Annotated in this window: 11 protein-coding genes; 2 read left to right on the forward strand and 9 right to left on the reverse strand. The window is 31.1% G+C overall.

All coding sequences use genetic code 11. The annotated features are described in order from the left end of the window. Nucleotides 1-41: 41 nt before the first annotated feature. From Q1B05_RS09775 to Q1B05_RS09800, 6 genes are all read right to left on the reverse strand, one after another. Nucleotides 42-1463: a carboxypeptidase-like regulatory domain-containing protein gene (locus Q1B05_RS09775; protein ID WP_299780124.1), complete on the reverse strand. Its 1422-nt coding sequence runs from the start codon at nt 1461-1463 to the stop codon at nt 42-44. A 94-nt stretch (nt 1464-1557) separates the two neighbouring features. Then, on the reverse strand, nt 1558-2724 hold the full coding sequence (locus tag Q1B05_RS09780) for an acyl-CoA dehydrogenase family protein (protein WP_299780126.1): 1167 nt from the start codon (nt 2722-2724) through the stop codon (nt 1558-1560). Between the two features lie 34 nt (nt 2725-2758). Next, a complete protein-coding gene (locus tag Q1B05_RS09785; RefSeq protein WP_299780128.1) occupies nt 2759-3637 on the reverse strand; it encodes a helix-hairpin-helix domain-containing protein in 879 nt (292 codons plus the stop codon). Nucleotides 3638-3648: 11 nt separating this feature from the next. Then, nucleotides 3649-5277, reverse strand: coding sequence for a sodium:alanine symporter family protein (locus tag Q1B05_RS09790; protein ID WP_299780130.1), 1629 nt, complete (start codon nt 5275-5277; stop codon nt 3649-3651). Between the two features lie 90 nt (nt 5278-5367). Then, nucleotides 5368-5595 (reverse strand): PspC family transcriptional regulator, encoded by a 228-nt coding sequence (locus Q1B05_RS09795; protein ID WP_057778280.1) that lies wholly within the window; start codon nt 5593-5595, stop codon nt 5368-5370. A 12-nt stretch (nt 5596-5607) separates the two neighbouring features. After that, complete coding sequence (locus Q1B05_RS09800) at nt 5608-6882, reverse strand: DUF2851 family protein (protein WP_299780136.1); 1275 nt, start codon at nt 6880-6882, stop codon at nt 5608-5610. A 96-nt stretch (nt 6883-6978) separates the two neighbouring features. Here Q1B05_RS09800 and Q1B05_RS09805 point away from each other — a divergent pair, with 96 nt between their 5' ends. After that, nucleotides 6979-7374, forward strand: a complete 396-nt coding sequence (locus tag Q1B05_RS09805; RefSeq protein ID WP_299780138.1) for a DUF2721 domain-containing protein — start codon at nt 6979-6981, stop codon at nt 7372-7374. Nucleotides 7375-7395: 21 nt separating this feature from the next. Here Q1B05_RS09805 and Q1B05_RS09810 read toward each other — a convergent pair whose 3' ends face one another. From Q1B05_RS09810 to Q1B05_RS09820, 3 genes are all read right to left on the reverse strand, one after another. Continuing rightward, nucleotides 7396-10026 (reverse strand): carboxypeptidase-like regulatory domain-containing protein, encoded by a 2631-nt coding sequence (locus Q1B05_RS09810; protein ID WP_299780140.1) that lies wholly within the window; start codon nt 10024-10026, stop codon nt 7396-7398. 13 nt (nt 10027-10039) lie between these two features. After that, nucleotides 10040-10822, reverse strand: a complete 783-nt coding sequence (locus Q1B05_RS09815) for a GLPGLI family protein (RefSeq protein ID WP_299780142.1) — start codon at nt 10820-10822, stop codon at nt 10040-10042. A gap of 275 nt (nt 10823-11097) precedes the next feature. Next, nucleotides 11098-12333 carry an FtsX-like permease family protein gene (locus Q1B05_RS09820; RefSeq protein ID WP_299780464.1) on the reverse strand — a complete coding sequence of 412 codons (1236 nt, stop codon included), beginning with the start codon at nt 12331-12333 and terminating at the stop codon, nt 11098-11100. Nucleotides 12334-12342: 9 nt separating this feature from the next. Between Q1B05_RS09820 and Q1B05_RS09825 the strand changes: the two genes are divergently transcribed. Then, nucleotides 12343-13566, forward strand: a complete 1224-nt coding sequence (locus tag Q1B05_RS09825) for a DUF1343 domain-containing protein (protein WP_299780144.1) — start codon at nt 12343-12345, stop codon at nt 13564-13566. Nucleotides 13567-13656 lie beyond the last annotated feature (90 nt).

The following is a 13656-nucleotide window of genomic DNA, read 5'->3' on the forward strand; positions in this document are numbered from 1 at the left end:
ATTTATCCTATTAAAAAAATAAAAAAAAATCTTAAAGTCTTTTAATCCTTAAACAGAGACGATCTTTTGGTAAGATCCTGAATTAGCTTTTCATCTTCTTCACTTTCTAAAAGCGTATTATAATTATCCCAAAACCCTTTATTATAAGGTTTAATTGAAAATATATTAGAATCCCAATCACTATGCAATATAGACTGAACAACTTCTGAGTCTAGTACTATTTCTGTAAATAAAATTTCCTGTATCGTTTTATAATAACGTTCGTCTTTAGCTCGTTGCTCTGCCTCTTTATCGTCATTTTTAGATGTATTAGAACCTACATTAACTAATTTTGGCGTTTCGTAAGAAATATAGTTTGTATACATCTTCCCATCGTATTCCATATAAGTAACAACTAACTTATGATTAATTTGGGTATCAAAAAGTATTTTACTTCTATTTTTTTGAGCTTCGGAAGCTGCTATTAATTCATATTCTATTTTCTTTACTGCATAAGTGTCCCAATACACATAAAGCCACCCATTGGCAATATAGCCAGCATCGAAAATGCCTTTAGTTTCAAGATTGATATATTCTTTCCCTTCAGAGATTTTAATTTTATAAATTTTTCTTTCATTATCTACTAAAACAGTATCCAACTCGAACTGGTGGTAGTCTAAAATATGTTCGCCAAATAAAGATCTTGGTGATTTTGTATTTCTAAGCAGATTTAACTTTCCTATAAATAAATTCTGAAGTCCGTTAGTTCTAATATCATTCCACTTAATCGCTTTAACCAAAGACGCGGTTTTTATAGTATCCCGTTTTAAGTTTTTAGCACGAAGATTTTTATTCCCGTTTTGCTTTAAATATGCTGTGTATGCTAATAAACTATCTACATCTCGTAAGTCGTAGCTTTTACGCATCTCGTCTACATTAACTTTTAAATTTTTATAGGCTGGAGACTGCGCACTAGAATCGTAAAGTGTAATCGCACTTTCTATTAACCATTTAAATTCTTTCTTATTACGCTCTTTATGTCGTAAAAATCCCTTTTCTAAATAGGGTAATTCTGGAAGATTATCTGGAAGTTTACTAATCATTTTAAGAACAATCTCGTTTCCTGTTTTAGGACGCGGTTCGCCTACAAGTAAAACCTCATCTAATGAAGCAATATCTTCTTCTAAGAAAACCTCTTCAGTATTATCGAAATCTTTAACAAGTGCTTTAAAACTTTTATAGCCAATAGAAGATATAACCAAAGTATCATTTTCCATGGTATCTGAAACAAGTAAGACAAACTTTCCATCTGCATTACTAATTGTCCCTGTAGTAGTATTCTGAATGTAAATACTAGCACTTTCTATTGGAATCATAGTCGAGAAATCGACTATCTTATTTTTAAGTTCTGTTTGCGAGTACATTGAGACAAAAAACAAACAAACTAAAATGGTTAAACTATATGTTTTGTTGATGAAGTTCATATTCAATACTTTATAATTTAACCATTAATATAATATTTTTTATGTTGTTGACAGATGTAAATCGGATACACAACATTAAAAAAGCCCTCACCTATTACGTGGCAGGTTTATAATCTTTTTTATCTAAAACCATTTTTGAAATAATTTCTTTCAAAATTTCTGAAGTTCCTCCACCTATTGGCCCTAAACGGCTATCTCTTAATAAACGTGCTAATGGATAATCTTCAATATAACCATAACCTCCTAAAAACTGCAGACATTGGTAAATAACTTCATCGGCCATTTTAGTCGATTTTAACTTAGAAATAGTAGCTTCTTTTACCACATACTCCCCTTTGTTTAATTGATATGTAACGGCATAGTTAAACGTTTTACAAATAGTCATATCTGAATATAAATCTGCAAAACTATGACGTAAGGCTTGGAATTTATCTATCGTTTTTCCGAACGCCATACGTTCACTCATGTATTTTTGTGCATATTCTAAAGCATACTCTGCTCTTGCGTGTGCATTAACCCCCATAATTAAACGTTCTAATGCGAAATGCTGCATAATGTATGGAAATCCTTTTCCTTCTTCTCCCATTAACTGAGATGCAGGAACAACCACATTATCAAATGCAATCTCTGCCGTATCTGAAGCTCTCCAACCTAATTTATTTAACTTAGTTGCAGAAATTCCTGGTGTATCTCTATCGACAACAAAAATACTAATAGATTTATGCGCTTCCTCTTGACTGGTTTTAGCAGAAACCACTAAATAATCGCTGTATACACCATTCGTGATAAATGTTTTCGAACCGTTAAGCACATAAGTATCTCCTTTTTTTACAGCAGTAGTTCGCATACCTGCAACATCACTACCTGCAAAAGGCTCACTAATACATAAACAACCTATTTTATCTCCAGCAATACTCGGAGCCAAATAGTTTTGTTTTATTGTTTCGTCTCCTTCTTTTTCAAGGTGTGTCATTGCTAAATAAGCATGTGCCCACATCGCAGCTGCAAAACCACAAGAGTCTATTTTTTGTAATTCTTCTAAAAAAATTACGGTATAAAAAAGATCTAAATTTAAACCACCATAAGCTTCAGGATAATTAATTCCGAAGTATCCCATATCACCAAATTTTTTCCAAATAAAGCGTTCTATGGTTCCTGTTTCTTCCCATTTATCAATATGAGGAACTACTTCTTTTTTTAAAAAATCTTGAAGACTTTTTCTAAACAGTTCATGCTCCTCGGTGAAGTACATTGTATACATATAATAAGTTATGTTTTAATCCTAAAACACAGGATTAATTGATCGCCAAATATAGTTTAATTATATCTAATTTCTCAGTCGGAAAACCCTTTACTTTCAACAATTCATCTAAATCGTTGAAGCTCTCGTGTAGTGTTCTATAATCTAAAATCTCCTTAGCTAATGGATAATCAATATGTTGTATTTTTACTAAATCGTTTGTATTTACTGTATTTAAATCAAACTTTGTAACCGCTCTTGGCGTCTTTACAGTAAACTTAGTTTTAATATTTTCTATAACATCTGGAGTCAAACCATAAACATCTTCTAATTGAACATCGGCTATAAAACCACCTTCAAAAGAATTTCTAAATTTAATAATACGCAGAGACAGTTTTTCACCAATACCATAAACAGATTCTAGTTGAGAGGCTGTAGCTGTATTTAAATCTAATTTTTCTTTAAATGTAAGTGATCTTGTTGTTTTTTTCTGAAATTCTTTTGTTACATTAGACTTCTTATTTACCCATTCAGGAAACTTAAAAAATGGTGATAATTCTTGAAGTAAAGAATCTGAAACACCTGTCACTTTCTGAAAATCTGACGCAGAATTTACCCATTTATTCTGATTTCTATATACATGAAGCTTATCTATCTCTTCATTCGTCATCCCTAAACTATAGCCTTTAAAATCGGTTATATAATTTGGATTGAACGGGAATAGTTTTGGTTTCGCTTTTTCTATTTCTAATGCTTTAAGAGAATCTACCTCTTTTTGAAAGACTTCTAATTCATGCTCTGAAAACACTGAGACTTCAGAAGATGTATTCCAAAACAAGTACACACATTGAAGAATTACTATAGTTAAAAGCAATAAAAAAATCCCATATCGCTGTTGTTTTGTAAACGCGATATGGGATTTAAATATGTTCATTTATTTTTATGTTACATATGTTCTGTAAAATCGGTAGCACCATCTTCTATGGCGTCGTCCTTTTTAGAAATTGCAGTCATATATCTGTTTAATTCTCGTTTAACAACAGGTGTAAGTAACACTACACCAATAATGTTTGGTACAACCATTGCAAAGATCATGGCATCAGAGAAATCGATAACCGCACCTAAACTAATTGAAGCTCCTACTACTACAAAGAATAAAAATAACACTTTATAAACTAAATCTGTAATTTTTCCTTTTCCAAAAAGGTAAACCCAACCTTGCATACCATAATACGACCAAGAAATCATGGTAGAGAATGCGAATAAAATTACCGCAATTGTAAGTACTATTGAGAAGTGAGGAATTACGCTATCGAAAGCTGTAGCTGTTAACTCTACACCTTCTGAAATTGGTACGCCATATTCCATAAACTGACCATCAAAATTTGTAATAATAATAACTAACGCAGTCATTGTACAAATTACAACTGTATCTACAAAAGGCTCTAATAAAGCAACAATACCTTCACTTGCAGGATAAATTGTTCTTACTGCTGAATGCGCAATTGCAGCAGAACCTACACCAGCTTCGTTAGAGAATGCTCCACGGCGTACACCCTGAATCATAACTCCGACTAAACCTCCAGCAATACCTAAACCAGAAAAAGCACCTTCAAATATTAACGCAAAAGCATCACCAATATGAGTATAATTTGCTCCTAAAATAATTAAAGAGGCCAACACATAAATACCAGCCATAAACGGTACAATTTTTTCTGTTACAGAAGCGATACGCTTAATACCTCCAATAATAACAACTGCAACAATAGCTGCCATAACTAATCCGAAATATAAACCTCCGTTAGAACCTTCAATTCCTGCTAATTTCACAAACTGCGCAGCAGCTTGATTGGCTTGAAACATATTACCACCTCCAAAAGATCCACCAATAACAAAAATGGCAAAAATGACAGCTAACACTTTTCCTAAACCTCCAAATCCTTTTTCTTTAAGACCTTTTTTCAAGTAATACATTGGACCTCCGTAAACGGTTCCATCTTCACCAACATCACGGTATTTAACACCTAATGTACATTCAGCAAATTTAGAAGCCATTCCTAAAAATCCTGCAACAATCATCCAGAATGTAGCTCCAGGACCACCAATAGATAAAGCTACAGCAACACCTGCAATGTTACCTAAACCTACTGTTGCAGACAAGGCTGCGGTTAAAGCTTGAAAGTGAGACACTTCTCCATCTGCTCCTGCAGCATCATCATTTATAGTTTCTATTATATCTTCATCTTCATCTGAACTAGACTCTCCATATAAATTTTCGGCACCATGCTTTTCAATATCGTGGTATTTATCTTGAACCACATCTAATGCAATTCTAAATCCTGTAAAGTTTATAAATTTAAAATAAATGGTAAAATAAACGGCTCCGCCAATTAATACTATTAATACCCAAGGTAACTGAAAAGTATCTGTAAAAGGAATTTCGTAAAAAATAGCTTCAACAAACCATCCTGTATAATCTTTAAAGATTATATCAATCTTTTCTGATGTTGTTTGTTGCGCAAATGTTAAAATAGGTAGAATAAGTGTAAAAATAGAAAGAAGATACTTCTTCATAATCGTTTTTAATGTTAGTTAATATTTGAGGAGGGAGCCCCGTTAAGTGTTACAAGTTTATAAAAAAAATAAAATTTAATTAATAATTAATTACAAATCAAATACAGATGTACGTTTAGTGTACAACATATCTTTAATACGAATCCAAAAAGCTAAAAATAAATACAATGCAAAGCCAAAACCAACGGTCACGAAAGTAAGGTAAATAAAAGATGTTCTTACCACTTTTGCTCTTAGCCCAATACGATCTGCGATACGTTGACAAACGTAAAAACCGCGTTTTTGGAAGTAAAGTAAAATCTTATAAAAAAATTTCATGTTGCAATATAGCTAAAATCGGTTTAAAATGGTATTACCTACAGCGCAATGCAAGCATTTTTTATAATTACAGTATTCATTTTTTAACTGAATTAGACCTTGTGTTTGTAATGCAGATTTTGAAAATGTCTTCATACTTTCAAACTTTTCAACAATTGCATTCTTCTCAGGATCTACCTCGTTAATTAACCGAATTAAATCTTCAGTATTAATTTTACCTAAAATTTTAGAATAACTAAATTTGATAGGTATAATTGTATTTATAATTAACAGATCTATAAAATTTTTAGAAGTTGACTTTTTAGAGTGTTTTGATGACTTCTGAAAAGTATAATGTGTTTCCCAGTATTTTGATGTATAAACAGAAAACATATCGTAGAATTCTTGCTTCGTATTTGCTTCTATAATTTTTGAAAAAAAATTTTGATTTTTAACATAAACTTGAGCGAATTGAGACAATCTAATCGTTGGAAAATTGGGTGGACGCAATCTAAAAAACTGAAGTGGTGACACGTGATCTTGTGTTAAACTAAATTTTTGCTTTAAAAATTGATACTCTTTTTGAAGCACTTTATAATATTCGTCTTCAACATCTGCTTCCAACAAACCACTTTGCCCGAACAATAAAGCTTCTAGTACCTGCTCTTTATTCTGAATTTTTCTAATAATTCCAAAATTAATAGAGTTCGCTAAACTAAAAAAAGCTTCGCCATTCACTTTTAAACCAAAATTCTTGGCTAATAATTTAAAAAGCACAGCTTCCCAATCGTTTTTTGAGGTTCTTAAAAGCGTTTCAATCTGACTTGATTTACGCTCTAAGCGTTCAAAAAACAAACGTTCTAACCAATTTTGAAGTACGAAGTCATCTACAGTTGCAAAATCCTGTTCACAATTAATCCATTTTTGTGTTTTTGAAAACAATTGATAATAGCCCTTTAAAGTCGATTTTGAAACACTATACTTTAGCTCCAAAGTTGGAATTGCAGAATTGTCTTTTCTGAAAATATCTACATCATGCTCCCAAACCACATGAAGAATAACATTATCGTACGCAGGATCTATCTCGTGATGATGCACATACCAATCTGAAGACTTTATATGAATCTCTACATTTCCCGCCCACAACTGATTATCTATTTTTAGTTGCGCATTAAAAAAGTCTGGGCCAGAATTAAAATTGTGCTGGCCAACATGAAGCAATTGTATAGTCTCGTCAAGAACAGTTCGTAACTTACTCGTATCAAACTTTTTATATTTCCATAAATAATGTAAAAAATCTTCTTGCATAGCTAAAGATAGAATTACATTTCAAAATCACCAAATTTCTCATACTAATTATATTAAGACGATTGAAGTTGTTAAATTTGCAAAAAACACGATACCATGAACGAACTTACGCTAACAACTCCTGCCCTATTATTCTCAGCAATATCATTAATTATGTTAGCTTATACCAATCGGTTTTTAGCTTATGCAGCTGTTGTAAGAGATTTACATGCTAAATATTTGCAAACCCCTGACGACCGTTATATAAGACAGATTAAGAATATAAAAAAACGACTTTACCTTACGCGATCTATGCAAATTGCAGGAATTTCTAGTTTGCTACTTTGCGTTCTGACTATGTTTTTAATTTACATTAATCAGCAATTTATAGCCATTTGGGTTTTTGGAATAGCTTTAATTCTATTAATTGTGTCCTTAGGATTACTAATAATGGAAATACAAATTTCTGTAAAAGCATTAGAACACCATATTAGTGATATTGAGAATAGTTAATTCCATAAAACACCAATTCTATTAAAACCGATACTTTACATTTAGAAGTACATACAAAGGTAAGGTGTTAATACGCGTTTCATTTCTTTGAAATTCTGAAACATAAACATTCTGAAACGCCTTAACATTTAATAGATTATTAGCAGACAAACGATATGACCACCGACTATTTTCTGGCGTATAACTCACATTGAAATTAGAGAACCAATAGGTGTTATGGTTAATTGAATAATAGGTATTCTCGAATTTACATAACCATACATCTGAAAATCTTAAGGTAGCATCTACATTGCTTTCGTAATAATGATTTGTAGTTATTTGTGAATCGAATTCACCTTTAGCATAATTATATTGGAATCCGAATTTAAAATTGATTGGTAAATTAAAATAGGTTGTCCCTTGTAACCTATAGTTCGCAGAATAATTAATAGTTGGGCTTGTTATAGTATTAATAATAATTGGATTATTTGTCCAATTGTGATTTGTACTTATTTTTAAAGTACTAGAAAGCGGCGAAAGATATTTTGTTATGCTTAAATTATAATTTGTAAATCGTCCACCATCTATAACTGTATAGGTACTAAAATTACTTTGTTCTGTAACCTGACTGTTTAAACCATATCCCCTATCAGAAAAACTATGCATAACCATTGAATTAATTAAAAACTGTTTTTTATAATTATTAAACGTGTAATAAAACCCAAAACTATGGTTGTTTATTTGCTGAATTTCCGCTGTACCTTTAGTAAATGTTCTGTAGTTTTTTAATATATAATCTTCGGTTAAATATCTGGAATTTGGCAAATCACTTTTATAATTATAACTCACTCCAAAATTCCCGATTTTTGTTTTTTTAGTGTGTAACCTAATTTTAGGGTTCACAAAAAAGAATTGTTGTTTAGCAGTATTCAGCTCTAAATAATTTTGAGAAAACCGTAATGAGCTACTCAACTTTAACAGCTTAGAAATGGTGTAATTATATTTTAAAGTGGCTTCAAATTTTGTATTTCTATATCTTGTATTATTACTTAAACTATCTATTATAGGCGCATTATCAAACCTAAATGCGCTTTCAACATCGTCTTTATCTACAGTTGCAGAGAACTCAACGCCGTATTCAGACGCATTATGCTTTGCCGTTAATTCAGAAATTAAACCATAGTATGTTAAAGGTGTTTCGCTTTTTTGATTGATTTGAGTATTATCATCATTATTAAAAACATCACTTAAAACATTTGGAAAAACACTTAATGATTGATTTGTTTTATTGATGCCCAAATACCCATAGGTTAACCATAATATTTGGTCAGATAATTTTTTAGTGACATTTAAATGATTAAACAGATTATACTTTTCATCATCCTGAACTTGAGAAATCTGTTCTGTATTAAACAATACATGATTTCTAGTTTGTGTTGGGTTATTTTCAAAAGTGAAATCGTACGTATAATAAGTTTCATTTTTAGAGAAATGCTTCAATTCTAATTCTGTCGCAAAAGATATATCTTTAATCTTAATATTATTTTGTTCTGAAAATGTAATAGATTCTGGTGAAATGAAATATTCGGTAAGATTTAAATTTTGTTTCTCTATTTCATCAAAAGTAAAATATGTATGACTCCTTAATTTTGTATAATCTGATAAACTGGTGACAAAACTAAGTGAATTTAAAAACGAGGTATTAAATACATCTTCATTATTAGAGAAGTTAGTATCGGACAGATTATCTACGTTGACAATTTTAGTATTACGCTTTTCTGTTTTTTTGTTTATGTTGGCACTAGATGCATTAATAGTTTTGCTAGATTTAACTTGAGAGTTTGCTGTAGTACCTATAGTATTACCATTAGTTAAATTAAAAAATTTAACTCTTTTTTTAAGTAATCCTACATTTGCACTACTATTAAAATGATTTTCTACACCAAGTCCAACATCTACATTTCCAAACCATACGTTTTTCTTCTCCGCTTTTATCTTTAGGTTGAGTGCGACTTTTTCAGAATCTTGAAATTTTTTCAGAACCGGATTATCTTCAAAATTATTAAGTATCTCTAATTCATTAATAACATTGGCATCTAAGTTTTTAGTAAGTAACTTATATTTATCATCAAACAAATCATCGCCTTCAATTAATAATTTATCTATGTGTTTTCCATTCACTTTTATATTTCCATCTGATGCAACTTCAATTCCTGGAATGTTTTTAAGTAAGTCTTCAAGAACTTGTTCCGAACCATCTTGAAACGCTGAAACTTTATAAGTAACGGTATCTGTTTTTACAGCAATTTTCTGCCAAGATTCTAAAACCACTTCGTTAAGGTCTTCTAATTTCTCTTTTAAAATAAAATCGACTGTAAATTCGGTATCCTTCCCTAATCCAATTGTTTTTTCTTGTTGCTCGAATCCTAAACCGTTTGCAACTAGTTTTAATGTATCCGACTCTGAGTTTTTAAACTGAAATTGGATTTGGTATGCTCCGATTTCATTAGAATACACAAAAGCAACAATTTTTTCATTTTTATATATAATTACTGTTGCATTGGGGATTGCTACATTTGTTTCAGACCGTAAAACACCTTCTATTTTTATGATCTGTGCTGTAACATGGCTACCCCAAATTATAAGAAAAAATAATACCAAAAATTTACCCATTTAGGATTTGGCTTTAATTTTCATTAAACACTTCTATATAAGAACTTGCCATAGATTTTTTCTCTGTACTTTCTTCTGCATCGAAGTCTTCCATAAACATCCTACCATTCTCAATTGCTCTGTTATGTGCTTCTATTAATCCTTGTTTATAGTCGGCAAAAGAAATCCAAGACTTTTGTTCTGTGGTCGGGTCTGGGGCTTGTATGCTTGTTTTGGTATCCAGCGGATATTTAATAGACTTAAAATAAAAGTAGACTTCTTTATCTGTGTCGTAAGCTTCCAAAATTAGACCTGGCAATCCTTGTAATTTCCATGGCCCATAAGGTAAAGGTATTTCGGTTGTAAACCATGCCGTATACTTCCGGCCTCTAAACACAATTGTAGCTTTTGTGCATGTATACTTACCTATAGATTTAGTATCTGCAGAAATTTTCCATTGCATTTCTGGGATTGGCTCTTTAACATAGACTAAACCCAAATCTCTAGACATTAAGGTTTGGGTTTTACGATCTATATAATATTGAAATCCTTCTGGTAGACTAAACTTTCTTTTTACAAAAGTTTTTTTTTCATTCTTACGGATAATTTCTGCTTTATTTATTGATCCACCTTCCAAAACGTCTTGCGCGAATATATAAAGCGAACACTCTGTATTAAATTGTAACGCCGCATTATAATCTATCCCTATAGGTGCCCCCATCCCCATACTTTGTTTGTGCCCGTAAATTACTAGTCCATTTTGGGATATACTATTTGAACACCATAAGATGGTTAGCACTAAAAACAGATATTTCATAATAATTGGCTTTTAATAAACAGTAATATTCTAATTGTTAAGAATGAAGTATTCACTTACAACTTCTTAAATCTAATTAAATAGTTAATTCTATTTTGTTAAAGAAATGTAAGTTTTTCTTAAAATAAAGATATTTACAATTTTGCATTACGGAAAAACCGTAAAAACCTCTACATGTCAATTAAACACATAAGAAGTTAAAGATTTTTTAGTCGAAAATCTGAAATGATTCTATTTGAAAACAAAAAACAAACTAGATAACGATACAGTAAAACCTACTCGAAACGCATCGCTTTTACAGGAGAAATTTTAGTGATAATATAAGATGGCACTAAAAGCATTACTAAACACAATACAAATGTCCCTACATTAAGTGCAATAATATAATTAAGGTTGATGTAAACAGGTGCTTCTGTTACATAATAAATACTTGGATCTAAAGGGAAAAGTTTTAAATATTTCTGTGCAAACAATAATCCTAAACCAATGATATTACCCCAGAATAAACCTAAAATAATTAAGTAAGACGCATTAAACAAAAATAGTTTTCTAATACTCCAATTATTACTTCCTAAAGCTTTTAAAACACCAATCATTTGTGTGCGCTCTAAAATAAGAACCAGTAAAGCCGTAATCATATTAATACCTGCAACCAAAATCATGATCCCAATAATGGCATAAATATTATTATCGAAAATCTTAATCCACTCGAAAATAGAATAGAATTTATCTACTATAGTTTGCGTATTTAAGGTTGGAGGCGTGTTTTTATAGACTTCCGTACCAATTTCCTGAACACGATCAAAATCATCTATAAACACTTCAAAATTTCCAATTTGGGTATTGTCCCATTTATTTAAACGTTGAACATGTCTAATATCTCCAATAATATAAGACGCATCAAATTCTTGAAAGCCCGAATTATAAATTCCTACAATGGTATATGTAATAATACTTGGTGGTTTATTGGTATCGTCTTTAATAAAATAGGTATTGAATTTATCGCCTAATTTAAACCCCATTTTATTTGCAATAAACTGCGACATTAATACGTCCTCATTTCTGTCTTTTGTATAATCAGGGAGTCTGCCTGCTATTAAAAAGTCTTTAAAATATTTCCAAGTAAAATCTTTACCAACACCTTTTAAAATAACTCCTTCAAAGTCTGTTGCTGTTCTAATCACACCAAATTTTGTCGCTACGGCTTGAATGTGATTAATACCATCTATACTATTAAACTCTGGATAAAAATCTTGTTGGGTAGAAATAGGAACAACACTCTCTTGAGAATTGTTACTATCGAAGTTAGAAATTATAATATGGCCGTTAAAAGCAACAACCTTGTCCCTGATTTTTTGCTGTAAACCAATTCCAGTTGCAATAGCAATCATCATCACCACAATACCAATTGCAATTGCTGCGATTCCAATTTTTATTATTGGTGCCGAAACACTACTTTTATACGCTTTACTGCCTATTATGCGCTTAGCTAAAAAATATTCGTAATTCAAATTATTGGTATGCATTTAAATGTCCTCAAAAATACAGTTTTATTATCGGTTTTCATCATGATTTCTTTTGGTTGTCGTGCAATCCCTTCTACCGGAAATCTAAATCAAGAAAATTTAGTCATTAAAAATGACAGTACAATTATTATTGGAGCTAATAGAACCGAGGCTTACCTTCCGCTTTTAGAAGGGAAAAAGATTGGTATTGTAGCGAATCAGACTTCCGTTATTTTTAAAGCTGATAACTCGCATACGCATTTGGTAGATTCACTTTTACAATTAGATGTTAATGTAACCAAAGTCTTTTCTCCAGAACATGGTTTTCGTGGCACTGCAGATGCTGGCGAAGTTGTTAAAGATGGTATTGATGCCAAAACAAAATTGCCTATAGTTTCGCTTTATGGTTCTAACAAAAAACCTACAGCAGAACAGCTTAAAAATATAGACCTATTAATATTCGATATTCAAGATGTTGGTGCTCGTTTTTACACTTATATTTCAACCTTACATTATATTATGGAGGCAGCAGCAGAACAAAATATTCCTGTTTTAATTTTAGATCGTCCAAATCCAAACGGTCGTTATATTGATGGCCCTATTTTAGAAATGGAATACAAAAGTTTTGTTGGAATGCATCCTGTGCCAATTGTTCATGGAATGACCATTGGTGAATATGCACAAATGATAAACGGACAAAAATGGTTAAAAGATAGTGTACAATGTAACTTAACTGTAATTGAAATGAAAGGTTACACTCACGATGCTTTATATCATTTACCTATAAAACCATCTCCTAATTTACCAAACGATCAATCTATAAACTTATATCCGAGTTTATGTTTTTTTGAAGGGACAAATGTTAATGCTGGTCGTGGAACGGACACACAATTTCAAGTATATGGATCTCCATTTTTAAAAAATCAGACTTTTAGTTATACACCTAAACCAAATTCTGGAGCCAAACACCCGAAGCACGAAGGTAAAGTTTGTTATGGAGTAGATTTAACTGAAGAAAAACAACTCCAACAGATTAATTTAGCTTATATAATAAAAGCCTATCAAGCAACTGAAAATAAAACAGAATTTTTCAATTCATTTTTCACAAAACTAGCAGGTTCTAAAAAACTTCAGAAACAAATTGAAGGTAATTTAAGCGTCACTGAAATTAAACAATCTTGGAAAACTGGATTAGACACCTACAAGAAAATGCGTAAACATTACGTATTGTATAAATAATTTAAATGCTATAAAATACTACTATTAATATTTCCAGAATTAATATGGATATAATTAAAATACTAACATATTATAAGCTCATACTAAAAG

This window comes from uncultured Formosa sp. (genome assembly GCF_947500765.1).
Classification (GTDB): Bacteria; Bacteroidota; Bacteroidia; order Flavobacteriales; family Flavobacteriaceae; genus Formosa.

Coding starts and splice junctions, on each gene's coding strand:
- Q1B05_RS09775 (WP_299780124.1), bottom strand. CDS start 1,463: ATGAACTTCATCAACAAAACATATAGTTTAACCATTTTAGTTTGTTTG.
- Q1B05_RS09780 (WP_299780126.1), bottom strand. CDS start 2,724: ATGTATACAATGTACTTCACCGAGGAGCATGAACTGTTTAGAAAAAGT.
- Q1B05_RS09785 (WP_299780128.1), bottom strand. CDS start 3,637: ATGAACATATTTAAATCCCATATCGCGTTTACAAAACAACAGCGATAT.
- Q1B05_RS09790 (WP_299780130.1), bottom strand. CDS start 5,277: ATGAAGAAGTATCTTCTTTCTATTTTTACACTTATTCTACCTATTTTA.
- Q1B05_RS09795 (WP_057778280.1), bottom strand. CDS start 5,595: ATGAAATTTTTTTATAAGATTTTACTTTACTTCCAAAAACGCGGTTTT.
- Q1B05_RS09800 (WP_299780136.1), bottom strand. CDS start 6,882: ATGCAAGAAGATTTTTTACATTATTTATGGAAATATAAAAAGTTTGAT.
- Q1B05_RS09805 (WP_299780138.1), top strand. CDS start 6,979: ATGAACGAACTTACGCTAACAACTCCTGCCCTATTATTCTCAGCAATA.
- Q1B05_RS09810 (WP_299780140.1), bottom strand. CDS start 10,026: ATGGGTAAATTTTTGGTATTATTTTTTCTTATAATTTGGGGTAGCCAT.
- Q1B05_RS09815 (WP_299780142.1), bottom strand. CDS start 10,822: ATGAAATATCTGTTTTTAGTGCTAACCATCTTATGGTGTTCAAATAGT.
- Q1B05_RS09825 (WP_299780144.1), top strand. CDS start 12,343: ATGCATTTAAATGTCCTCAAAAATACAGTTTTATTATCGGTTTTCATC.